This is a genomic window from Sphingobacterium sp. SG20118, from assembly GCF_044740685.1.
In the GTDB taxonomy this organism is placed as follows: Bacteria; Bacteroidota; Bacteroidia; order Sphingobacteriales; family Sphingobacteriaceae; genus Sphingobacterium.
On the sequence record NZ_CP172826.1, the window covers coordinates 840,920 to 865,302 of the forward strand.

The window sequence follows — 24,383 nt, forward strand, 5'->3', positions numbered from 1 at the left end:
TGTTATTTTAAGAAATCGATAGATACATTGTTTTTCGTAAGAAATTCATTGTCCTTTGCCAAATCATAAGCGGTTTCATCAAATGACGTCATAAGGTCTTTCTTAGCACCAATCGAAATCAATTCTTGTAGAATAGTATCGTCTTTTGCAATTAATGCCGCTTTATGTAAGGGACTCATGCCATCATTGTCCTGCGCGTTGATATCAGTTCCCATTGAAGCAACCCTTTTGATTAGGTTTAAGTTTTCCTTCGCAACAGCTAAGTGCAATAGCGAGCTTTTATTTTTCTGAAGATCGGTAACTGTTAGTCCATTGTCTTTCAGTAAGGTTAGCTTTTCTTCAAAATTATTCCCCTGTTGATTTCCCCCTTGAGCAGCACGAGATCCTTGAGGAGCCGTTTCTGTGTATGAATTCAGCCAGTAGTAAGCTAGATTATTTCCATCCTTATTTAAGATCTTGATATCCGCTCCATTTTTTAGAAGTAAGGACGCAATTTCAGATGAACCACTTGCAATTGCTCTTGTCAATGCGGATTCGCCTTTATCATTAATGGCATTTACGTTATTGGTTTTCGATAGTAATAACTCGACCAACTTAGCATCTTTTCCAGCAGAAGCAACCATAAGTACAGTGTTACCCTCTTTGTCAGCCTTGTTAACGTCTACATTTTTATCCAAAAAGTAGTTGATGATTTCTATGTTGGGTCTACGAACTAGCGCTTGAAGAATCGTTGCACCATCTTTATTTGTCGCTTTAGGGTCTAAATGAAGGGTTTCTACTAGATATTTATACGTTTCAATACCGTTTGTAATTTGCTTTGATCCCTGCGTAGCGAAGAAAGGCGCTTCATTTGTAGGTTTTACACCTCTTGCTATAAGTTTTTCGATAATACCTATGTTGCCTAATTTTGCTGCATAGTCAGCAGCAGTTCGATCAAAATTATCGCGTTCTGTTACGGATAATCCTTTTGATATAAAATAATCGGTTACTTTTAAATCATCATCCGATGCTACTGCTAACAATAACAATGTTGCCCCATCCTCATATTTTTGTTTTGGATTGACACCTGCTTCAAATAGAAGATCATAGATTACTGTATTTTTATTTCCTGTAGAAGCTGCATATGCCGCAATAGGGTAGCCATGGCTATCTTGGTAGTTGACATCAGAAACCATGAGCTATTAGATATTTTACAAGTTCGATGTTTCCGGTTGATACTGCCCAGTGTAGATAACTACGGCTATGATGTGTTTTTTTAGTAACGCTGTTACCTTCTTGTTCAATTAAAAATTGAATAACATCATTTGGAGCTTTATTTAGAATAGCCATTGTTACGGGGTCAAATGACGCGGCATTTGGTTTAGAAGGACTATTTCCTTTTGATATTTCAGTTTTGACTGCTGCTAGTGTTGGAGCACCTTTCCAGAAGTCAGCGTTCATTAATGTATTGTTATTTTGGGCTTTCCCGTATAGAGCAGAAAAAAGTAAAGCTGCTAAGAATATCTTTTTCATATTTTGAGTTGAATATTTTAAGTGTTGATTTTATTTATACTAAATCTAAATAGTAGACAAATCTATAAAATATTATATGATTTCAAAAAAAAATAAAATTAAATTTAGAATTAATGGAGAGGATAGATGTTGAATTAAAATAGCGAGTGATCTCCTTTTAGTTTAGGATAGCTTATTATATAAGGTGGGATCCATTGGTGTCAATCTAATATCGGGTCCTATATATAAGTTGACTATAATGGGTTGAAGCTGTGCTTAAGATTTGCGAGTTGTTAGATTTCTTAGGTTTCTTGTCATTGTTGAGAGATGGATCCAATTCTTATTCCGATTATAAGGAATAGGTTCATCTGTCGTATGAACAGGCTAACCGATAAGTATCACTTTGTTTTTCTATTTGATGTTTTGGGTAACAGTTGGTGTATAGTTGGTTTATTGGGAGAGTTTAATGTGTTGTCCATAACGAATGGCAATTGAAATCCTTAAGGTGGTTATGAAGGTCCGGAAATCATCTTGATAATACGTTGATATCAAATTAGTACCAACTTCATCTTTAATAGTGTATTAAGAGTGGGATTATAGGGGGTTGGTAGAGGGTTAATAGGGGTATATCTCTATTAACCCCCTATTAATACCAAACTATATCTAATCTACATCTATTTTAATACCGAAGTTGGTACCTAGTTCATATTACTCAGGTTATAATCCAAGTAGGATCTGCATATTGAATATCTGCTGTTGTACTCAATAATCGGTCTTATCTTCGCGGGCTATTGATAGTGACCTACACTTATCGATCGAACCCAAAGTATGCTATGATAAAGGGGGGCATCTCGTTCTACTATTGCGTATTCACACTTATTCTAATAAAGAGACAATAATGTACGCACGGTATACTATAGAAAAGGAAGTATTAATCATTTCTGTCTATTATTGTACATTCAGATTTATTGATAAAGTATCTATACTATATATAAGGAGCGATCGGACATTCTGTTCTATTGATAATCATCCCTACTTATCTATAGCTGTACAATATGTGGTTACTATATGCTACATACAAGGAGCAATCTGGTCTTTCCGTCTATTATTGCGTATCCACACTTAATCTATAGCGCTGTAATAAGAAGCATGCGATCGGCCATCATAAAGGAGCGATCGGCCATAGCACCTGCTTTTTGATCGATATCCAGCTCTCAGTTCGGCTCTTTGAAAAAACAATCATCCAATGATACAGCAAGTTACCCCCTTTCTCAATAAATAAGCAAGAAAACGTTTGGAAGTGAATATAAAAATGGTCTATCTTTGCACCACTCCGCAAGGGAGGAACGGTCGGTTCGAAAGGGCTGACACTGAAAAAAAGAGGGTCTATGTTATTTAGACGCAGAAATCGAAAAGGACTCCAAAAATAAATTTTCACATTTATTTTGGATATACCAAAAAGATCTCTACCTTTGCAGTCCCAACGGAAACGAAGGGAACCAAAACAAGATCGATAACGGCGCAATGCCGACATCATATAGCCGAAGCGAGATGCGGAAGCGAAAAAAGTTCTTTAAAAATATAATCATGTAACGTAACGAGTAGTGTTGAGAAACGACGAAAGTTAAAAAAAATCAACCTGTTCAATTTTAGAATTAGAAATAAAATACAAGACAATTCTATTTATTATAAATAGTCTTGATCTTACACTTCATTTTACAATGGAGAGTTTGATCCTGGCTCAGGATGAACGCTAGCGGCAGGCCTAATACATGCAAGTCGGACGGGATTCAGAGCTAAGCTTGCTTAGTTCTGATGAGAGTGGCGCACGGGTGCGTAACGCGTGAGCAACCTACCCATATCTGGGGGATAGCCTCTCGAAAGAGAGATTAACACCGCATAACATCATCGAGTGGCATCACTCGATGATCAAATATTCATAGGATATGGATGGGCTCGCGTGACATTAGCTAGTTGGAGAGGTAACGGCTCACCAAGGCTACGATGTCTAGGGGCTCTGAGAGGAGAATCCCCCACACTGGTACTGAGACACGGACCAGACTCCTACGGGAGGCAGCAGTAAGGAATATTGGTCAATGGAGGCAACTCTGAACCAGCCATGCCGCGTGCAGGATGACTGCCCTATGGGTTGTAAACTGCTTTTGTCAGGGAATAAACCTACTTACGTGTAAGTAGCTGAATGTACCTGAAGAATAAGGATCGGCTAACTCCGTGCCAGCAGCCGCGGTAATACGGAGGATCCAAGCGTTATCCGGATTTATTGGGTTTAAAGGGTGCGTAGGCGGTCCTATAAGTCAGTGGTGAAAGACGGCAGCTTAACTGTCGCAGTGCCTTTGATACTGTAGGACTTGAATCTATTTGAAGTGGGCGGAATAAGACAAGTAGCGGTGAAATGCATAGATATGTCTTAGAACTCCGATTGCGAAGGCAGCTCACTAAGTTAGCATTGACGCTGATGCACGAAAGCGTGGGGATCAAACAGGATTAGATACCCTGGTAGTCCACGCCCTAAACGATGATAACTCGATGTTTGCGATACACAGTAAGCGTCCAAGCGAAAGCGTTAAGTTATCCACCTGGGGAGTACGGTCGCAAGATTGAAACTCAAAGGAATTGACGGGGGCCCGCACAAGCGGAGGAGCATGTGGTTTAATTCGATGATACGCGAGGAACCTTACCCGGGCTTGAAAGTTAGTGAATGATCCAGAGACGGATCAGTCCTTCGGGACACGAAACTAGGTGCTGCATGGCTGTCGTCAGCTCGTGCCGTGAGGTGTTGGGTTAAGTCCCGCAACGAGCGCAACCCCTATGTTTAGTTGCCAGCGAGTTATGTCGGGGACTCTAAACAGACTGCCTGTGCAAACAGTGAGGAAGGTGGGGACGACGTCAAGTCATCATGGCCCTTACGTCCGGGGCTACACACGTGCTACAATGGATGGTACAGCGGGCAGCTACATAGCAATATGATGCTAATCTCTAAAAGCCATTCACAGTTCGGATTGAGGTCTGCAACTCGACCTCATGAAGTTGGATTCGCTAGTAATCGCGTATCAGCAATGACGCGGTGAATACGTTCCCGGGCCTTGTACACACCGCCCGTCAAGCCATGAAAGTTGGGGGTACCTAAAGCATGTAACCGCAAGGAGCGTGTTAGGGTAAAACCGATAATTGGGGCTAAGTCGTAACAAGGTAGCCGTACCGGAAGGTGCGGCTGGAATACCTCCTTTCTAGAGCATTCAAGATTGAAGCTCGTTACGTATACACATGATTTATATTATAGAAACAAAAAGAAACATTTGAAGAAATGTGCCCATCCCTGTAGGATGGTCCAGAGAGAGAATGATAAGCTAGTCCCGTAGCTCAGTTGGTTAGAGCACTACACTGATAATGTAGGGGTCAGCAGTTCAAATCTGCTCGGGACTACCATAAAACGATACGGGGAATTAGCTCAGCTGGCTAGAGCACCTGCCTTGCACGCAGGGGGTCATCGGTTCGACTCCGATATTCTCCACAGGTCTGCCCGAACACCAAGATATTGTGTTCATTATAAGGGGGACAAAGAGTTCTTTGACATATTGAAAGAAAAAAATTACAAGAGAAGACAACAGTAGAGACAATACTGTGATGTGCTCGATGTATTATGAAGACCCTCGGTCAAGGCCGAACGGATTAATGCGTAGCATCATGGTTATATATATCAAAAAGCAACCCATAGTAGCAAAAGGGCTATGAGGTGAAGAAAGTAAATAAGGGCACACGGGGGATGCCTAGGCTCTCAGAGGCGATGAAGGACGTGATAAGCTGCGATAAGCTTCGGGGATCAGCAAATGTGAGTTCGATCCGAAGATTTCCGAATGGGGCAACCTAGCATACTGAAGGTATGTTGTATAATACGCGAACGCGCTGAACTGAAACATCTAAGTAGGCGTAGGAGAAGAAAATAATAATGATTTCCCAAGTAGTGGCGAGCGAACGGGAAAGAGCCCAAACCATTGATGTTACGGCATCAGTGGGGTTGTAGGGCTGCGATGTGGCATTAGCAAACAGAAGTGGAATGGGATGGGAAGCCCAGCTATAAACGGTGATAGCCCGGTACACGTATAGAATGCTAGCCTAGCAGTACCCTGAGTACCGCGGGGTCGGAGACGCCCTGTGGGAATCTGTCAGCACCATCTGATAAGGCTAAATACTCCTGAGAGACCGATAGTGAACTAGTACCGTGAGGGAAAGGTGAAAAGAACCTCGAACAGAGGAGTGAAAAGAACCTGAAACCGTGTGCTTACAAGCGGTCGGAGCTGCCAGGTGCAGTGACGGCGTGCCTTTTGCATAATGAGCCTACGAGTTACTCTTGTCTGGCAAGGTTAAGTGGTTCAGCCACGCAGCCGAAGCGAAAGCGAGTCTTAATAGGGCGCATAGTCAGATGAGGTAGACGCGAAACCTTGTGATCTACCCTTGGGCAGGTTGAAGTTGCAGTAACATGTAATGGAGGACCGAACCGATAAACGTTGAAAAGTTTTCGGATGACCTGAGGGTAGGGGTGAAAGGCTAATCAAACTGGGAAATAGCTCGTACTCCCCGAAATGTTTTTAGGAACAGCGTCGGCATAGAGTCTTATAGAGGTAGAGCTACCGATTGGGTGCGGGGGAGTCAAATCCTACCAAATCCAGACGAACTCCGAATGCTATAAGATATGGCCGGCAGTGAGGCTTTGGGTGCTAAGGTCCAAGGCCGAGAGGGAAAGAACCCAGACCATCAGCTAAGGTCCCTAAATATACGCTAAGTTGAACTAACGAGGTCCGGTTGCCTAGACAGCTAGGATGTTGGCTTGGAAGCAGCCATTCATTTAAAGAGTGCGTAACAGCTCACTAGTCGAGCGGCCGGGCGTGGATAATAAACGGGCATCAAGTGTATTACCGAAGCTATGGATTTGTATCATTAGATACATCTGGTAGGGGAGCATTCTATTTACGGTGAAGCGATCTGGTAATGGGTCGTGGAGTGCATAGAAAAGCAAATGTAGGCATAAGTAACGATAAGGCGGGTGAGAAACCCGCCCACCGAAAGACTAAGGTTTCCTGATCAACGCTAATCGGATCAGGGTTAGTCGGGGCCTAAGGCGCATCCGAAGGGAGTAAGCCGATGGACAACTGGTCAATATTCCAGTACTTTTTATAACTGCGATGTGGTGACGGAGTAGTGACACTGCCGCGAACTGACGGAATAGTTCGTTGAAAGGCGTAGGTATAGGGACGGTAGGCAAATCCGCCGACCCTGCTGAAACCCAATAGTACAGCAAAGCTTCGGCGGCGTTGATAGAGCAGGTAAACAGACTTCCAAGAAAACCCGCTAAGCTTCAGGTTATAAAAACCCGTACCGTAAACCGACACAGGTAGTCGAGGAGAGAATCCTAAGGTGCTCGAGTGAATCATGGCTAAGGAACTCGGCAAAATGGCCCTGTAACTTCGGGAGAAGGGGCGCTTCCTCCAGCAATGGAGAAGCCGCAGTGAAAAGGCCCAGGCGACTGTTTAACAAAAACATATGGCTTTGCAAAATCGAAAGATGAAGTATAAGGCCTGACACCTGCCCGGTGCTGGAAGGTTAAGAGGGGATGTCATCGTAAGAGAAGCATTGAATCGAAGCCCCAGTAAACGGCGGCCGTAACTATAACGGTCCTAAGGTAGCGAAATTCCTTGTCGGGTAAGTTCCGACCTGCACGAATGGTGTAACGATCTGGGCGCTGTCTCAGCCATGAGCTCGGTGAAATTGTGGTATCGGTGAAGACGCCGATTACCCGCAACGGGACGGAAAGACCCCATGCACCTTCACTATAGCTTAACATTGGAATTGGGTACAGGATGTGTAGGATAGGCGGGAGATGTTGAAGTGGCTTCGCTAGGAGTCATGGAATCAACCTTGAAATACCGCCCTTTCTGTATCCGGTTTCTAACTCGGTTATATCGAGGACATTGTTTGGTGGGTAGTTTGACTGGGGTGGTCGCCTCCAAAAAGGTAACGGAGGCTTTCAAAGGTAAGCTCAGTACGCTTGGTAACCGTACGAGGAGTGCAATGGCATAAGCTTGCTTGACTGTGAGACCAACAAGTCGAACAGGGTCGAAAGACGGACATAGTGATCCGGTGGTTCTGTATGGAAGGGCCATCGCTCAAAGGATAAAAGGTACGCTGGGGATAACAGGCTGATCTCCCCCAAGAGCTCATATCGACGGGGAGGTTTGGCACCTCGATGTCGGCTCGTCACATCCTGGGGCTGGAGAAGGTCCCAAGGGTTGGGCTGTTCGCCCATTAAAGTGGCACGCGAGCTGGGTTCAGAACGTCGCGAGACAGTTCGGTCCCTATCTGTTGTGGGCGTTGGAAGTTTGAGTGGATCTGTCCTTAGTACGAGAGGACCGGGATGGACTGACCGCTGGTAAACCAGTTATGCCGCCAGGTGTACGGCTGGGTAGCTACGTCGGGAATAGATAAGCGCTGAAAGCATCTAAGTGCGAAACTAGCCACGAGATGAGACTTCCTTATAGGGCCGTAGAAGACTACTACGTCGATAGGTTGCAGGTGTAAAGGTAGAGATACCATAGCTGAGCAATACTAATCACCCGAAGCTTTCTCAAGCAACGCAGACACTGTTGTCTTCCTCTTTTAGTTTTTCTTTCAATTGTCTATAGATCAGATGGTCACTTTATCCGTAATGGATAGTGTTTCTATATTCTGATAACCTTATTTTAGGTGCCTATATCGGCGGTGTCTACCTCTTCCCATTCCGAACAGAGAAGTCAAGCCCGCCAGAGCCGATGGTATTGCCGTAACAGGTGGGAGAGTAGGTCGGTGCCTTTTTTTATACAGAAGCCCTTGCAGTACAGCAAGGGCTTTTTTGTGTTCCGGATTTTCTGGGGGACAGCACCGCCGGACCGGAAATATCGCTAGAGCTGTTGGTATTACCTTAGCTGTTGAGAGCTAAGGTAATTTTATTTCTCCCTTTGTAACTTGTTTCCTTTATTCCGCTATCAACGGAAAATTAATGTCATATACATGAAATTCATCGTGTTTTTATCATTCTTTTTACGTCGAATTGAAGCTTCAGGCAACTGCTATAGCGATATTGAATCCTCAATATCATCTTTATAATTACTATATATATCCTAAATAGAACCATTTGTTTTCAAATTCATGTCCATTTTGAGCGTTTGTTTTGCTCATATGTTACCATTTTCATATAAATATGTGACGAATGTTATTTTTTTTGGTCATCGTTATCATTTTAATGTCATAAAACTAGCTCTACTTTTGATTAAGAAATCAATATTATAAGTAATGCAGTTAGAGCAGTTTAATTATGACAATAAGATTGTCAGAAATTTCGGAATCGCTACCATAATTTGGGGGATAGTTGGTATGTCCATTGGGCTACTTATAGCTACCCAATTGGTATGGCCGGCGATGAATTTTGGAATTCAATTTTCCACCTTTGGCCGTATTAGGCCTGTTCATACAAATGCAATAATCTTTGCATTTGTAGGTAATGCAATTTTCATGGGCGTATACTATTCTTTGCAACGGGTTTCTTAGGGCACGGATGTTCAGTGATTTACTTGGTAAAATCCATTTTTGGGGTTGGCAATTAGTCATTGTAGCATCGGCAATTACCTTGCCTCTTGGATTGACGACTAGTCATGAATATGCAGAAATGGAATGGCCGATTGACTTGGGTATCACCGTAATCTGGGTGGTGTTTGGAGTCAATATGTTCGGTACAATTATCAAGCGTAGGGAGCGACATATGTATGTAGCGGTTTGGTTTTACATTGCTACTTTCGTTACTGTTGCTGTTTTACATATTGTCAATTCTATTCAGCTGCCGGTATCGGGCTGGAAAAGTTACTATGTATATTCTGGAGTACAGGATGCTTTAGTGCAATGGTGGTATGGTCATAATGCTGTAGCATTTTTCTTGACGACTCCTTTCTTAGGTATGATGTATTATTTTTTACCTAAAATGGCTAATCGTCCTGTGTATTCTTATAAGTTGAGTATTCTTCATTTCTGGTCTTTAATCTTCATTTACATTTGGGCAGGTCCTCATCACCTGCTATATACGGCACTACCTGGATGGGTTCAATCGTTAGGGGTTGCATTTTCCATTATGTTGATTGCTCCAAGTTGGGGAGGTATGATCAATGGTTTATTGACGCTCCGTGGTGCATGGGATAAAGTTAGAACTGAACCTGTTCTGAAATTTATGGTGGTTGCCTTGACATGTTATGGTATGGCAACGTTTGAAGGTCCTATGTTGTCTTTGAAACAGGTGAATGCAATTGCACACTTTACAGATTGGATAGTTGCACACGTACACGTTGGCGCTTTGGGCTGGAATGGTTTTATGACTTTTGCAATTTTATACTGGTTGATTCCTCGTATTTATAGAACGGAATTATATTCTAAAAAATTGGCATCTGCGCATTTTTGGATCGGTACATTAGGGATTTTATTTTATGCAATTCCCATGTATTGGGCAGCGGTTGTACAGGGCTTAATGTGGAAGGAATTTACACCTGAAGGTGTTTTGAAATATCCCAATTTTTTAGCGACAACATTGGAAATTATTCCGATGCATATGATGCGTGCTTTTGGTGGAGCTTTATATTTAGGTGGAGCTATATTGATGACCTACAACTTGGTAAAAACCATGCGACAAGGTAAATTGTTAGCTGATGAACCTGCGCAAGCGCCTGCTCTATTGCCCCTAACAACGAACGAAAAATCGACTCACCGTCGTCTGGAGCGTAAGCCTGTTATGTTTATGGTACTCGCATTGATCGCTATTCTAATAGGAGGTGTGGTAGAGATGATTCCCACTTTTACAATTTCATCTAACATACCAACGATAGCAAGTGTGAAACCATACACAGCTTTAGAAATCCAAGGACGCGACCTTTACATCCGGGAGGGTTGTGTGAATTGTCATACACAATCGATTCGTCCTTTTAGATCGGAGACCGCGCGTTATGGTGAATACAGTAAAGCAGGGGAATATGTGTACGATCATCCGTTCTTATGGGGGTCAAAACGGACTGGTCCTGATTTGCATCGTATCGGTGGTAAATATCCGAATAAATGGCACTTTGACCATTTGTTAGATCCTACTATTACTTCTCCGGGTAGTATCATGCCTGTGTATCCTTGGTTGATCGATCAAGAATTAGACAACTCGTTACTGACGGCTAAATTGAAAGCCATGCGTACTTTGGGTGTGCCTTATAGTGATCAAGAGATTGCTCATGCTAAAGCGGATTTGGATAAGCAAGCGCAGGCTATCGTTGATGACTTGAAGAAAAATCAGGTTAACGTATTGGCTAATAGAGAGATCATTGCCATGATTGCCTACTTACAACGATTGGGAACAGATATTAAAGCTGAGCCGAAACAGGACGAAATCGTAGATGAACAAAATTAAAAAATAGCGGCATTATGTTCAAGCAAATCACAAATTTAAATGGTAGCGAACTGTATCTGATCGCTTCATTATGGATATTTCTAGTATTCTTCATTATTGTCGGTATTATGTTGTTTAGAATGAATAAAGAGCATATTTCTTATATGAAGGACATTCCATTCCAAGAGGATGATAATAACAATAGTCAATCATCAGATAGTTTATAAATATGGGTTTATTTTTAAATACAACAATTTCTAATGTAGAAACCTGGACGTTGGGCTCAGGTAGTGTCTATCAGGATATTTTAATCATTGTGTTTGTTGTTACAATGATTGTTTTGCTGATATCAGCACTGACAGTTAATAAGGCAATGCGTTCGATCCTACGAATGACAATGCCACATATTCTTGAAGAGGAGAAATCAGTGAAAATTAGAAGAAAGGAATCTCGAAAATCCTTTTGGAATAATTTATTGGGCTTACGTCCGATTTCTGAAGAAAAAGACCTGATGATCGATCATGAATATGATGGCATTACGGAACTGGATAATCCAATTCCAATATGGTTTAATGCTTTATTTTATTCGTCAATGGCTTTTGCGGTTGTTTATCTATTGATTTATCATGTGTTCAGTTGGGGAATGAATCAAGATCAAGAATATGTACAAGAGATGGGTAAAGCCGAAATTGCACGTCAGGAATATCTTGCTCAAGCAGCTAATTTGGTCGATGAATCCAATGTTATATATGATGCGTCTCAAGTAGCAGCTGGTAGTGCAATCTTTCAAGCCAATTGTGTCGCCTGTCATGGAGGAGCTGGAGAAGGAAGTATAGGACCCAATTTAGTGGATAGATATTGGCTACATGGAGGTGAAGTTAAAGATATTTTTAAAACGGTTAAGTATGGTATCCCAGATAAGGGTATGGTGCCTTGGGAGCAAACATTAACGCCAGCACAAATTGCCGAGGTGAGCAGCTATATCATTTCTATTCGAGATACTAAGCCTGCAAATCCAAAAGAACCGCAGGGTATTGAGGTGACCTATGTATCAGCAGATGAAAGTCCTGCAGGAGTTGATTCAACGATAGTTCGGTAAAAAGTAATATTATGAAAACAGGAGTAGCAAATTCACCCAGTAATCCAGCAATGAGCACAAAACGCAAGTGGGTATATGCGAAGAAACCTGCGGGAGATCTGTATAAATTGCGGCAATGGGTGGGGTATGGTTTGCTCTTGTTTTTATTTACTGCTCCTTTCATTAAGATTGGAGGAGCACCCATGCTGATGTTTAATATCATTGAACGTAAGTTCAGTATTATGGGTAGTATCTTTTACCCTCAAGATTTATACATTTTTGTATTCGGAATGTTGATCGTGATGGTTTGTGTAGTGCTTTTTACTGTTGTTTTTGGACGTATTTGGTGTGGTTGGGCTTGTCCGCAAACAATTTTTATGGAATTGATCTTTCGAAAAATTGAATATTGGATTGAAGGAGACTGGCAACAACAGAAAAAGTTGAATGCTGGTCCTGATACACATCAGAAAATCTTTAAAAAAGTATTAAAACATAGCCTGTTTTTATTGATTTCATTTTTTATCGCGAATATCTTTCTTTCCTATATAGTTGGTGTCGACGCTCTTTATAAGATAATAACAGATCCTATTGAACTGCATTTCGGAGGATTGTTTGCTATCTTCATTTTTACCTTGGTTTTTTATGGAGTTTTTGCCCACGTTAGAGAGATTGTTTGTACCACCATTTGTCCGTATGGCCGGTTGCAAGGGGTGCTGTTGGATGATCAAAGTATAACGGTTGCTTACGATCATCGTCGTGGCGAACCAAGAGGTAAGCATAAAGCCGCCTTAACGCAAACAAAGGGAGATTGTATTGACTGTCAATTGTGTGTACATGTTTGCCCTACTGGTATTGATATTCGAAATGGTCTGCAAATGGAATGCGTGAGCTGTACAGCTTGTATAGATGCTTGCGATGCTGTGATGGATAAAATCGGTAAGCCTAAAAAGCTAATTGGTTTTTATGCGATGGGAGAAATAGAAGGAACGATAGAAAAGCGTAATCATACAAGAGCTATCGCCTATTCGATTGTGTTAATAGCATTAATTTCTGTATTTGTACTTTTAATTAGTACCCGATCTGATGTCGGGGCTACGCTGCTCAGAGCAAAAGGTAGTTCGTATCAATTGCGTGATGATGGTATGATCAGTAATCTTTATGCTATTGAACTCACCAATAAAAGTGGAGATGAGATACCTTTTACTTTGATTCCCGTGGATAAGAAATTACACATTCAAGTCGTCAACCCCATACAAAGCTTAGCTAAAGATGGTCATGCCTCTTTAAGTTTCTTTCTTCTAATCAATAAAGATGAGGTCAAAAAATATAAAGAAGATGTAAAGGTTGAGATTTATTCAGGAGATAGAAAAGTGAAAACGTTAAACACAACTTTTATTGCTCCACCAGGGATGTAAGGGAGAATGGAAAGTTTAAAAACAATAGAAAATGAATTGGGGTAATAAAATATTTATTAGTTTAGGTGTATTCATGCTTGGGATCATATTGACAGGAATCTATATGGTCAGTCGTGATAGTGATAGTTTAGAGGATATGGATTATTACGAACAGGGTCTAAATTATAATCAGATTTATGATAAAAAGATAAATGCAATCGATCAACATGCAAAACCTAGCCTGAAAGTTGATCGTGATACTTTGTATATTAAATTTGTTAAGCCTGAAAATAAAGGAAAATTGTTATTTAAGAGGCCTTCTGATAGAAGTAAAGATCTAGAATTACCCTTTGAGACAAGGGCTAATGTATACCAGTTACCGCTTTCAAGTTTCAAAAAGGGGGCATGGAAATTAGAAATTATTTGGAGTAATGGTGGAATGGAATTCTTAACTGATCACCAAGTGCATTTATAATATGAGTTATCAATATTTCGCTTTCTTTATGGGGTTATTTGGCAGCATACACTGTGCAGTTATGTGTGGACCATTACTTCTTGCAACACAAGGAAGTCAAAAAATCAGCTGGCATATGGCCATCAATAAGCTTTTATATCAATTGGGACGATTGCTGACTTATGGTTTATATGGTATTGTGCTAGGGGCGATTGGTGCAATCGCAACGATACAGGGCTGGCAACAGGGGGCAAGTATTTTAACAGGTGTTTTGCTATTGACTATAGGTGCTTTTCAGATTTTCCAAATCAGATACAAACTTTTTATAAAATTACAGGGACGTCTTGTACAGCCTATTGCTAAACTTATGGGCCGTTGGTTGAATCGACCAGGGGGTAGTTTTGTCGCTGGTGTATTGAATGGAATTTTACCTTGTGGAATGCTGTACATGGCAGCAGCGGCGGCTATGAATACCGAATCAAGTTTATCCAGTTTCTTCTTTATGATTATGTTTGGATTGGGGACTTTGCCCTTATTATTGGTTTTTTCTTTTTTTGGAAATGTTGTCCGAACTTATTTTCGAGTAAATTTTTCGAGATGGCTTCCCTTTCTTTATCTTTTAATGGGAATTTGGTTTTTGCTGCGTGGCGCAAATTTGGATATTCCCTATTTAAGTCCATTGCTCCATGTTGATGGAGCAATGAACTGTAATTTTACTTAGTGGCTGACCATCCACCACCCAGAGACTTATAAAGCTCCACGAATGAATCGAGCTGGGATTGTTTTATTGAAACTAAATTCAATTCCGATGTCAAGGCATTGGATTGAGCAGTAATAACCTCTAGGTAGGTTGCGTATCCAGATTTAAATAGCAGACTGGCGTTCTTAACAGCTAAATGTGAATTGTCTACACGTGCTTCTGCCAATACCAATTGCTCCTTTAGCTTGGAAAGGGAAGTAAAGCTATTCGAAACTTCATTTACGGATCGTAGCACTGTTTTTTGTAATGCTATTTCTGCTTTTTCACTTTCCAATTTTGCGACTTCGTAATCTGTTTTTAATTTCTTATTCTTAAAAATAGGCATAGTTAAATTGCCTAATGCCGATCCGAGTAAGGAAACCTGGTATGTTGAACCAATTTTCAGGTAACATCGAGTTGACACCTAAAGTTCCTCCCAAAGTCAATGAAGGATATCGCAATGACTGTTTGATATTAATTTGAGCATTTGCAGCGATAAGGTCAAACTCCGCTTCTCGAATATCAGGTCGGTTGCGTATTAAATTCAATGGAGATCCCAGTGAAATCTTAGATTCATCAATAAGATATTTTAAACTTTTACCACGTTCGATTTTATCAGGCATACTTCCGGTTAATTCCAAAAGTGCATTCTCCTGAATTTGTATCTCTTGTTCTAATTGGGGTACTAATGAAGCCGCAAGGAGTCGTTGAGATTGCGTTTGTTGGATCGCTAATGAAGTAATTTCTCCGGCATCAAACTGTAATTGGATCATGCGTAGTGTACTATCATTCAACTGGACGTTTCGAAGGGCTACTTCTATTTGTGCATCGAGTTTCAACAAGTTAAAATAGCCAGTTGCGATGTTTGCAATCAAACTTGTCTGTATGGCATTTTTTGCTTCGGCTGTGCCCAAGTAGTTGGCCAATGCTTCCTCTTTTTGCGAGGATATTTTTCCCCAGATATCAATTTCCCAACTGAGGTTTAATGTTGTTAAATATTGGGATTGTGTTTTGAAAAGGTTATTTTTTGCATCTTTTCCTTCATAGATTTTTGATGCAGGTCCTCCATAGTAATTTTTGGAACGCCACTCTTGTCCGATGCCTGCAATTGTTGCATCTAACTCCGGTAAGTAACCGGCCTTTGCTTGATTTAGCTGACGGTTTGCAATCTGAATATTCAGGATAGCAGTGCGCATATCGTAGTTATTTGATAAGCCAGCATCTATTAATTTGACCAAACTTGAATCTGTAAAGAATTCACGCCAATTTACATACGCTAGGTTTTCTAGGGTATCCGTACCGTTGGAATCTAAACGATAATTGTCGGGTAGGTTGTAGTTTGGTGCTTGATAGCGTTGACCGACTTTACATGCGGAAAATAAGAGCAAGATAGCCGCTAATAAGCAGATATGACGATTTATATTTTTCATATGTGACGACTAATTTGTTTTAAATTTATTTTTTAGACGTTCATCTAAAGTTTTGAATATAACATAGAGCACAGGGATAATAAAGATACCCAATATGACCCCAAATAGCATTCCTCCTGCAGCACCGAAACTTATGGAATGATTACCTTGGGCTGAAGGACCTGAAGACCACATAAGCGGTATTAATCCAGCAACGAATGCGAAGGAAGTCATTAAGATCGGTCGTAATCGTAATTTTGCTCCTGCAATAGCCGAATCGTATATACTCAGTCCTTTATTACGTTCTTGTACGGCAAATTCAATGATCAGTATGGCATTTTTTGCGAGCAGTCCTATCAACATGATGACACCAACCTGTACATAGATATTGTTTTCTAAACCTACCATCAATATTGTTGCGTATACGCCAACTAGTCCTACGGGGATAGATAGTAAAACTGCCCATGGTAAGATGTAGCTTTCATACTGTGCTGATAATAGGAAGTATACAAAGACGATACTCATGATAAATATCAGTACGGTTTGCGAACCGGATTCTGCTTCTTCTAAACTCATCCCTGTCCACTCGTAGTCATAGTTTCCAGGTAATTTTTCAATCGCTAGTTTCTCAATCGCATTCATTGCATCACCCGTACTGTACCCTTCATTGGGGTTGGCATTAATGGTGATGGCATTGTACAGATTATAACGTGTTATGGTTTCTGGACCTACCACTTTTTTTAGAGTCAATAACGTACTGATCGGAACCATTTCGTTATTCTTGTTACGTACAAAAATTGATTTGAAAGACTCTGGGTCTGTTCGATAATCGTAATCTGCCTGAATATATACCCGATATTGTCGTCCGAAACGACTAAAATCACCTGCTTGTACGCGTCCATAATATGCGCGTATGGTTGACATTAATGATTTAATATCCACACCTAATGATTTTGCCTTAACAGCATCAATGTCCACTTCATATTGCGGGAAATTAGCTTTAAAGGAAGTATAGGCACTCTTAACTTCTGGTAATTGATTGATTTCATTGATGAAATTGTCGGCAATCGTACTGAAATCCAAGATTTCTCCGCCTAACTTATCTTCCAACACCAATTGAATTCCGGCGAAATCTCCAAAACCTTGAACTGTAGGTCTCGGAAACACATTGAATGTCGCTTCATTGATGACCGAAAGATCTTGACGGATAGTATCCATGAAATGTTCAATGTTCTTTATTTTCTCTCTCTTGTCATAACTTTTTAGGTTAATGTAACCTACTGCATAAGCAGGGCTTGTACTGCCATCCAATGCATTGTAACCGGAGATTGTCGTCATTCCCGAAATGTCAGGATTACGTTTTTGAAGGATACTATCGGCACGTCTTAACACTTCAGTGGTTTCTTGCCAACGAAGCTCCTGGTTGCATGGCTAAAGAATAAGTAACAAAACTATCATCTTCAGTAGGTATAAAACTTTTAGGTGCCAAGAGTAATAATGCGAATCCTAGACCTGAAATAACAACCAATCCTGTAATGGCAATTTTTTTGTTCCGGATTAAATACTTTACGCCTAAGATATAACGTGATGTTAAGCTATCAAACGAAGTATTGAACGCGGTGAAAAAACGTTTTTTATATGCCGTAAATTTATTTTTCTCTGGTTGAGTTGATTCTTCTCCATGTTCAGGAGCTTTTAAAATCAAGGCACATAGGGCCGGACTTAAAGTCAAAGCGGTAACTGCAGAAATTAAAATAGCGGTTGCTAATGTATATGCAAACTGCCTATAGAAAATACCAGCAGGACCTTCCATAAAACCTACAGGAATGAATACGGCAGCCATAACTAGGGTAATCGATAGGATAGCTCCAGAAATTTCAGACATTGTGGAGAGTGTGGCTTCCCTGGCTTTCATGCCGGTCTCATGCATTTTTAAGTGAATGGCCTCTACCACGACAATGGCATCATCGACCACAATACCGATGGAAAGGACCAATGCAAACATGGTCAAGACATTGAGGGAGAAACCAAATAAATTCAGGAAGAAAAATGTACCTATTAAGGATACGGGTATAGCAATGGCTGGAATGAGCGTGGATCTAAAATCTTGTAAAAAGATAAAGACAATAATGAATACCAAGATAAAGGCTTCAAATAGGGTATGCTTCACTTGGGAAATGGAAGAGTCAATTTGATCCCTTACCGAATAGGAAACTTCGTATTTGATTCCTTCTGGAAATGTCTTGGATAGCTCTTCTAATACTTTTCGTACTTCGATATCGATGTCATGGGCATTGGATCCTGAGGTTTGGGTTATATTCAGAGTTAAACCGGGATTACCATTTACCTTATTATCTGAGCCTAAATTTGATGAACCAAATTCTATTCGAGCTAAGTCCCTTAGGTATAATATGGAACCATCTTTATTTGTTTTGACGACGATATTCTCAAATTCTTCGGGTTGACTAAAACGGCCCTTATGCTTAATCACTGTTTCAAAAACCTCATCGGAAGTCTCTCCAAATTTTCCCGGAGCAATCTCAAAATTCTGATCTTTGATTGCGGCAATAACATCATCAGGGATGAGGTTGAATACCGCAAGTTTCTCTGGATTCAACCACATACGCATGGAGTAATCGCGAGCACCAACACGCGATACTTGGGCGATTCCATCTACACGGAGTAGGGGACGGATGATGTTAATTTGCGAATATGCTTGTAAGAAAGTTTCATCAAACATACTCTCTTTGGTATCAGAAAATAAATTGATGGTCATAATCACACCGGATTGTCGGGGCATGACGGTGATACCTGCCTCATTAACTTCCGAGGGAATAGAGCCTATCGCTTTTGATATTCTCGTTTGAACATTTACAGAAGCAATGTCTGGGTTGATTCCCGTTTTAAAAAATACCTGTACCGAACCAGAACCAGAGTTGCTGGCGGTGGAACGGATATAAGTCATATCTTCGACGCCATTAATGGCTTCTTCTATAGGTAAAAGAACTGATTTCGCTACCGTTTCAGCGTTAGCACCAGGGTAGCTTAAAGAAACGACTACAGATGGGGGTGCTATTTCTGGAAATCGTGAAACGGGTAACATTTTTAACCCCACTGCTCCTAATACTACTAATAGCATGGAAACAACGGTAGCCAATACGGGTTTGTTAACAAATGTTTTTAGCATTTATATGGGTTTTTGTTGAAAATTATAAAAAAGATTATTGGGTTTTGTCAATCGGAATGATAGTTGCACCTTCCGATATTTTGTCGAAACCAGATAGTAAGATTCTTTCTCCAACGGCTAAGCCTTCAGAGATGATATAGTTTGAATTGGATTTTCCCTCAATCTTGATGGCTCTGCGGTGAACCGTATTGTTCTTATCGACAACGTATACAAAAGTTTTATCTTGTAATTCTGAAGTAGATACTTGTGGTATTTGAATGACTCCTTTTTGTGTTTCTACAAATTTTAAAGTTCCTGTACTTCCTGTACGCAATATATTTTGCATATTCGGGAATGTAGCACGCAAAGAGATTGCGCCAGTAGTCCTATTTACTTGTCCATTGACAGCATCTACTTTACCTTTTTGGCTATAAGCTTCGCCATCTGCCAATACTAAAGAGACTTCTGGAAAGGCAAGTTTTCGAATCTTTCCGCTGGGTGTATGAATGGAATCTTGTAAGTCTTGCTTTGCTTGTTTCTTAGTGAAATATAAGAAGTCGGATTCACTCATAGAGAAGTATACATATACTTCTTGGACATCGGATAATACGGTTAGCGATTGCGCATCATTTTTTGTAGCCAAATTTCCTACCCGCTTAGGAATACGACCGATATAACCAGAAACAGGGGCTTTAATCGTTGTAAACTGTTTATTTATATCTGCAGAACGTACCGCTGCTGATGCTTGCTGTAGCGATGCTTTTGCAACGTCGAATTCCGATTGAGCAGATTTTAAACGTACTTCTGAAATGACTTCATTCTCCACAAGGGGACGTAATCTTTCAATCTCTAAGCGGGCATTTTGTAGTTTTGCCTTGGCCACATTTTCCGTGGCAACCATATTATTAAAGATTTCATCGTATGCAGAGGCATTAATTTTAAATAATTTTTGACCTGCTTCGACAAAGTCACCTTCATCGACATAGATCTCTTCTAAAACTCCCTCCACTTGTGGACGGATTTCAACATTTACTTTACCCTCAATAGTTCCGATATAATCTTTGATGGTATTCGCAGAACTTGTATCAATTGAGTATATTGGTAGAGCGATAGCATTGTTTTTTTTGTCTAATTCTTTAGTTTTACCAGAATTGCAGCTGAAAAATAATATTCCTGAAGAGCAAAGTGCTAAGGTAAAGAGCGTGATTTTATTCATAAAATATAAAATAGTTGTTAATTGATAATTAACATTTGACTTTTAAACTTTTGTGTAATGTAACATAAATGTTGCCAATTAAAACGTTATTGTTTAATTTAACGTTTGTTAACAACCTTCATTTATTCAAATGTATCAAACTTTTGAGGGTTATGCAATCCTATTGCGTGTATCTAATATGTTACAAATGTAAACGTTTGATCTGGACAATTGTTACTTATAAGGTTAAATTTAGTGGATTATTATATGGAAAACTTGATGAGTCAGATTGATATTGATTGGAATCAGTTATGGCAATGGCTATTAAATTGGTATTGGCTTCCGTTATTTATCCTTTATTTTGGGGTTATTAGTACGATCCTTATTGAGAATAGAAACCCAACGAAAACAATATCATGGGTAATGGTAATCGTTTTTCTACCTATTGTGGGGCTTATTCTTTATTATTTGTTTGGTCAAAAGTTTAGAAAAGTAAGGAGATTGCAGCATATCAATCGAGAACAACATCCAAAATTACTGGCGGCATGGGAGGAAAGTCTCATTCGAATGGATGAGCAATTGGAAACTATTAACAAAAGAATTGGAACATTGTCTCGTGTTTTTGATTACTTGAAGAATCAGAAATTAGCTTTTTTTTCCTTGAATAATCGGGTTGAACTGTTTATTAATGGGGAGGAAAAATTTCCTGTTCTGCTCAGAAGATTGCGAGAGGCCAAGCATTCCATTCATATGGAATATTACATATTTGAATTGGACAATATTGGTACACAAGTGCTCGATATTTTAGAAGAAAAAGCTAAATCTGGTGTTCAGGTACGTTTGATATTGGACAGCTTTGGTTCTCCTGATGTCATCAAACATTTAAGTAAACATCCACCTAGTTACCAATTTGTAGCCTTTCTACCTGTTAACTTTACTTCTTTAGCAAATGGTAATTACCGTAACCATCGAAAAATAGTAGTCATAGATTGCCAATATGGTTTTGTTGGTGGCATTAATATCTCGGATCGGTATATCAATCATCCTCATCAAAGTGATTATTGGCGGGATACATCAATGTCAGTGGAAGGAATCGCGGTCAATAATTTACAGATTCAATTTTGGAATAGTTGGAACCAAACTGAAGCAGAGCCATTTTTATTGAGTGAGGAATATTTGAATTTCAATATAGAGCATATGCCCGAGAAAGCTGCTGTTTCATTTTCTTCCAGTGACCCAGGCTCTTTGGGGCCTTTTAATATGGAAGCCATTATATTGGCCATCAATGAGGCTAAGGAAAGTATACAATTGTGTACGCCCTACTTTATACCAAGTGAGCAGCTATCAACAGCTTTGGAGATTGCTGTTTCATCGGGAGTAAAGGTAACGCTGATGTTGCCCGAGAAATCGGATTCTTATATTGTGCAACATGCCTCTTTTTCGTTTTTGAAACCCCTTTTACAACGCGGGGTTCAAGTCTATCTGTATAACAAAGGCTTTATCCATGCCAAGACCATCTGTATTGATGGGCAATTGGCGTTTGTAGGCACAGTAAATCTGGATATGCGCAGCTTCTACATCAATTATGAAATTGCGAGTGTGGTGTCGGACGAGTCTTATTGTAAACGTCTTGAGCATCAATTTGAAATCGATAAGGAAACGTCTGATTTAATAACGTTGTATACTTGGGCGCACCGTAAAAAATGGAAGCGTGGAATCGATTCTTTGTGTCGACTTTTGGCGCCATTGCTATAGCCTAAAAAATGTTAAAAATAGGGGATGTTTCCGATATGTAATTAAAATTGAATATATTTATCTATTCTATTTTAATTACCAGTAGTATTAGATGAAGTATATAAAATTATTGATGTTTTCGATGGGCGTTTGTGGCGCACAGCAGTTGGTTGCTCAGACCACTGACTCTACACTCCCTATCAATACAGTAGTCGAGCGCGTCCAAAAGTTGTTTCAAGTGTTTCCAGTTGAAAAATTGCATTTACATTTTGATAAACCTTACTATGCGGTAGGGGATACCCTTTGGTTTAACACCTATTTGTCTCGGAATCTTGCAGAATATGAACCCAGTAAAATTGCTTATGTGGAGGTACTCAATAGCCGAGATTCATTGATCCAAACTTTGCGGATTCCTTTGGATAAAGGTATGGGTGATGGTTATTTGGTATTGGATCCACAATATTTGAAACAAGAGAACTATCGCTTTCGGGCCTATACGAAATGGATGAGTAATTTTTCTACCGATTATTTTTATAATAAGGTAGTTCCTGTTGGCGATGTCATCAATAAAAAGCTCATCACAGACATTTCCTTTATCAATAACGATCAAAACGCTGCTAAAAGTCAAGCGGTCATTCAATTTAGAGATGCAGTTGGTAAACTTTTGGTTAATTCAAAAGTGAATTGGTCCTTGATTTCAGGATGGGAAACGATCTCAAATGGAAAGGGTGAAACCGATGGTTTGGGTAAACTTACGGTGAATTTGAGTGCCAAGGAAAGAGATATTTTGAAAAAAGCATTCTTGGAGGTTTCGATTCAAGAAAATAGGAATGAAAAACCATTGACAAGTTCGTTCTCCTTGAAGAATTCGCTTTGGGATGCTGATGTGCAATTTTTTCCGGAGGGTGGTGATTTGTTAGCTGGAATCAGTAAAAATGTTGCTTTTAAAGCTGTATCTGCAGAAGGTAAAGGCGTTCCTGTGAAAGGTCGTATTCTGGATGGCAAAGGCAAACAAGTTGCTGAATTTTCAGATTTAGGACTGGGAATGGGTTATTTTCATTTGCTACCATTGGCAAATGAAAAGTACGAAGCAGTGGTTACATTTGCTAATGGTCAAGAAAAGAAATATAAATTACCAGCAGTCGTTCAGAATAAGGCAAATGTTGTTTACGTAAAACAAGATGAGACCAATTTAAATATGGCCATTGTGACGAGTGACGAGGATTATACTAAAAATCCAAATCAATCGTACTATGTATTGGTGCAATCCAATGGACATCTTGTTTATGCAGCTCAAGCGAATTTAAAAAGTTCGACAGCTTTAATCGTCATTCCAAAGGAGCGCCTTCCCAATGGTATTGCACAAGTCACTTTGATGACTCCCGATGGTAAAGTTGTGAGTGAACGGTTAACTTTTGTGAAAAGTGAAAAGCTATTGGATATTAATTTAGCTGTTAATAAGGAACAATTCAAAGCGAAAGAAAAAGTCAATCTGAAGCTTTCCGTATTGAATAATGGCAAGAAATATCCAGGAAGGTATTCAATCGCTGTTATCGATGAATCTAAAGTTCCTTATGATGATAATCAAGATCTTTCTATTGTAAGCAATTTTCTGGTGACATCTGAGCTAAAGGGCTACATTGAAAATCCGAATGCTTACTTCGATGAAAAAAATCCGAATCGGGATCAAGCTTTAGATGCATTATTGATGACTCAGGGATACCGTAGATTTGACTACCAAGATCTAATAGCAGAAAAACTTCCTACTTTAACATTTATGCCAGAGCAGGGAATTGAATTGGCTGGGACGCTGCGTTTAAATACTGGAAGAACGGTGTCCAATGGCGGTTTACTACTTTCTATTCCTTCACGCAGTATCCGTAAAGATGCTTATACGGATGATAAAGGAAGATTTTTCTTTAAGGATCTCGTTTTTGCCGATTCGTCTAAAGTGACTGTTAATGCGCGTGGAAATGATAACTACCGCAATATGGTCATTAATATGGATCAATCTTATTTTCCGGAGATTGATAAGGACAATGCTTATAAGAACAACTTTGTTATGAATATTGATCGAGCGATTGCCCCATACTTGGAAAATAGTAAAAAGGAATATCGAAAATCTATTCTATTGGATGAGGTAGCTGTTGTTGGGGTTCAGAAAAAAGTAATTACGAATAGAGATTTTCCAGCGATTTCGGGACTATCCATGCCTGAACATCGTATTGAAACCTGAGCGTCTGGCAGGTTGTAACGTGTT

14 protein-coding genes, 2 tRNA genes, 3 rRNA genes and 1 pseudogene are annotated in these 24,383 nt (G+C 40.0%); 13 read left to right on the plus strand and 7 right to left on the minus strand.

Translation table 11 applies throughout. The annotated features are described in order from the left end of the window. Positions 1 to 2: 2 nt before the first annotated feature. Together ACFX5U_RS03880 and ACFX5U_RS03885 are read right to left on the minus strand one after the other, a co-directional pair. A complete protein-coding gene (locus ACFX5U_RS03880) occupies positions 3 to 1,175 on the minus strand; it encodes an ankyrin repeat domain-containing protein (RefSeq protein WP_400262558.1) in 1,173 nt (390 codons plus the stop codon). Then, positions 1,165 to 1,512 (minus strand): ankyrin repeat domain-containing protein, encoded by a 348-nt coding sequence (locus tag ACFX5U_RS03885; protein ID WP_400262559.1) that lies wholly within the window; start codon positions 1,510 to 1,512, stop codon positions 1,165 to 1,167. Before ACFX5U_RS03885 ends, ACFX5U_RS03880 begins: the two co-directional genes overlap by 11 nt. Positions 1,513 to 3,209: 1,697 nt before the next feature. Between ACFX5U_RS03885 and ACFX5U_RS03890 the strand changes: the two genes are divergently transcribed. The 11 genes and pseudogenes from ACFX5U_RS03890 (at position 3,210) to ACFX5U_RS03940 (ending at position 14,601) form a co-directional block, all read left to right on the plus strand. After that, positions 3,210 to 4,739: ribosomal RNA gene (locus ACFX5U_RS03890) — 16S ribosomal RNA — on the plus strand. Positions 4,740 to 4,861: 122 nt separating this feature from the next. Further along, positions 4,862 to 4,938 (plus strand) — tRNA-Ile (locus tag ACFX5U_RS03895). A gap of 11 nt (positions 4,939 to 4,949) precedes the next feature. Continuing rightward, a tRNA-Ala gene (locus tag ACFX5U_RS03900) sits at positions 4,950 to 5,023 on the plus strand. 225 nt (positions 5,024 to 5,248) lie between these two features. Further along, a 23S ribosomal RNA gene (locus tag ACFX5U_RS03905) occupies positions 5,249 to 8,135 on the plus strand. A 111-nt stretch (positions 8,136 to 8,246) separates the two neighbouring features. After that, a 5S ribosomal RNA gene (gene rrf / locus ACFX5U_RS03910) occupies positions 8,247 to 8,358 on the plus strand. Together the 16S, 23S and 5S rRNA genes with 2 tRNA genes alongside form the textbook arrangement of a ribosomal RNA operon. A gap of 477 nt (positions 8,359 to 8,835) precedes the next feature. Next, a pseudogene (gene ccoN, locus ACFX5U_RS03915) lies at positions 8,836 to 10,975 on the plus strand (cytochrome-c oxidase, cbb3-type subunit I). Between the two features lie 14 nt (positions 10,976 to 10,989). Beyond that, complete coding sequence (locus ACFX5U_RS03920; RefSeq protein WP_038696453.1) at positions 10,990 to 11,181, plus strand: hypothetical protein; 192 nt, start codon at positions 10,990 to 10,992, stop codon at positions 11,179 to 11,181. 2 nt (positions 11,182 to 11,183) lie between these two features. Further along, complete coding sequence (locus tag ACFX5U_RS03925) at positions 11,184 to 12,053, plus strand: cbb3-type cytochrome c oxidase N-terminal domain-containing protein (protein WP_038696455.1); 870 nt, start codon at positions 11,184 to 11,186, stop codon at positions 12,051 to 12,053. An 11-nt stretch (positions 12,054 to 12,064) separates the two neighbouring features. Then, entirely contained in the window at positions 12,065 to 13,447 is a 1,383-nt protein-coding gene (gene ccoG, locus ACFX5U_RS03930; RefSeq protein ID WP_400262560.1) for a cytochrome c oxidase accessory protein CcoG, read from the plus strand. 31 nt (positions 13,448 to 13,478) lie between these two features. Further along, positions 13,479 to 13,901 (plus strand): FixH family protein, encoded by a 423-nt coding sequence (locus ACFX5U_RS03935; RefSeq protein WP_038696459.1) that lies wholly within the window; start codon positions 13,479 to 13,481, stop codon positions 13,899 to 13,901. 1 nt (position 13,902) lies between these two features. Beyond that, the gene (locus tag ACFX5U_RS03940) at positions 13,903 to 14,601 is read left to right on the plus strand and encodes a sulfite exporter TauE/SafE family protein (protein ID WP_400262561.1); all 699 of its coding nucleotides are present in this window, start codon (positions 13,903 to 13,905) and stop codon (positions 14,599 to 14,601) included. On the opposite strand, the gene ACFX5U_RS03945 is transcribed toward ACFX5U_RS03940, so the two are convergent. Genes ACFX5U_RS03945 through ACFX5U_RS03965 form a run of 5 tightly spaced genes read right to left on the minus strand, consistent with a single transcriptional unit; the run spans position 14,594 to position 20,410 of the window. Further along, entirely contained in the window at positions 14,594 to 14,965 is a 372-nt protein-coding gene (locus ACFX5U_RS03945) for a TolC family protein (RefSeq protein ID WP_400262562.1), read from the minus strand. The genes ACFX5U_RS03940 and ACFX5U_RS03945 overlap by 8 nt on opposite strands. Further along, positions 14,952 to 16,049, minus strand: a complete 1,098-nt coding sequence (locus tag ACFX5U_RS03950; RefSeq protein ID WP_400262563.1) for a TolC family protein — start codon at positions 16,047 to 16,049, stop codon at positions 14,952 to 14,954. The genes ACFX5U_RS03945 and ACFX5U_RS03950 overlap by 14 nt, the downstream gene beginning before the upstream one ends. A 9-nt stretch (positions 16,050 to 16,058) precedes the next feature. After that, a complete protein-coding gene (locus tag ACFX5U_RS03955; RefSeq protein ID WP_400262564.1) occupies positions 16,059 to 17,420 on the minus strand; it encodes an efflux RND transporter permease subunit in 1,362 nt (453 codons plus the stop codon). Position 17,421: 1 nt separating this feature from the next. After that, entirely contained in the window at positions 17,422 to 19,215 is a 1,794-nt protein-coding gene (locus ACFX5U_RS03960) for an efflux RND transporter permease subunit (RefSeq protein WP_400262565.1), read from the minus strand. 34 nt (positions 19,216 to 19,249) lie between these two features. Further along, positions 19,250 to 20,410: an efflux RND transporter periplasmic adaptor subunit gene (locus ACFX5U_RS03965; protein WP_280570168.1), complete on the minus strand. Its 1,161-nt coding sequence runs from the start codon at positions 20,408 to 20,410 to the stop codon at positions 19,250 to 19,252. A gap of 246 nt (positions 20,411 to 20,656) precedes the next feature. On the opposite strand from ACFX5U_RS03965, the gene cls reads away from it, so the two are divergent. Then, entirely contained in the window at positions 20,657 to 22,144 is a 1,488-nt protein-coding gene (gene cls, locus ACFX5U_RS03970; protein ID WP_400262566.1) for a cardiolipin synthase, read from the plus strand. Between the two features lie 91 nt (positions 22,145 to 22,235). Continuing rightward, positions 22,236 to 24,359: a carboxypeptidase regulatory-like domain-containing protein gene (locus ACFX5U_RS03975; protein ID WP_400262567.1), complete on the plus strand. Its 2,124-nt coding sequence runs from the start codon at positions 22,236 to 22,238 to the stop codon at positions 24,357 to 24,359. Positions 24,360 to 24,383 lie beyond the last annotated feature (24 nt).

Coding starts and splice junctions, on each gene's coding strand:
- ACFX5U_RS03880 (WP_400262558.1), bottom strand. CDS start 1,175: ATGGTTTCTGATGTCAACTACCAAGATAGCCATGGCTACCCTATTGCG.
- ACFX5U_RS03885 (WP_400262559.1), bottom strand. CDS start 1,512: ATGAAAAAGATATTCTTAGCAGCTTTACTTTTTTCTGCTCTATACGGG.
- ACFX5U_RS03920 (WP_038696453.1), top strand. CDS start 10,990: ATGTTCAAGCAAATCACAAATTTAAATGGTAGCGAACTGTATCTGATC.
- ACFX5U_RS03925 (WP_038696455.1), top strand. CDS start 11,184: ATGGGTTTATTTTTAAATACAACAATTTCTAATGTAGAAACCTGGACG.
- ccoG (WP_400262560.1), top strand. CDS start 12,065: ATGAAAACAGGAGTAGCAAATTCACCCAGTAATCCAGCAATGAGCACA.
- ACFX5U_RS03935 (WP_038696459.1), top strand. CDS start 13,479: ATGAATTGGGGTAATAAAATATTTATTAGTTTAGGTGTATTCATGCTT.
- ACFX5U_RS03940 (WP_400262561.1), top strand. CDS start 13,903: ATGAGTTATCAATATTTCGCTTTCTTTATGGGGTTATTTGGCAGCATA.
- ACFX5U_RS03945 (WP_400262562.1), bottom strand. CDS start 14,965: ATGCCTATTTTTAAGAATAAGAAATTAAAAACAGATTACGAAGTCGCA.
- ACFX5U_RS03950 (WP_400262563.1), bottom strand. CDS start 16,049: ATGAAAAATATAAATCGTCATATCTGCTTATTAGCGGCTATCTTGCTC.
- ACFX5U_RS03960 (WP_400262565.1), bottom strand. CDS start 19,215: ATGCTAAAAACATTTGTTAACAAACCCGTATTGGCTACCGTTGTTTCC.
- ACFX5U_RS03965 (WP_280570168.1), bottom strand. CDS start 20,410: ATGAATAAAATCACGCTCTTTACCTTAGCACTTTGCTCTTCAGGAATA.
- cls (WP_400262566.1), top strand. CDS start 20,657: ATGGAAAACTTGATGAGTCAGATTGATATTGATTGGAATCAGTTATGG.
- ACFX5U_RS03975 (WP_400262567.1), top strand. CDS start 22,236: ATGAAGTATATAAAATTATTGATGTTTTCGATGGGCGTTTGTGGCGCA.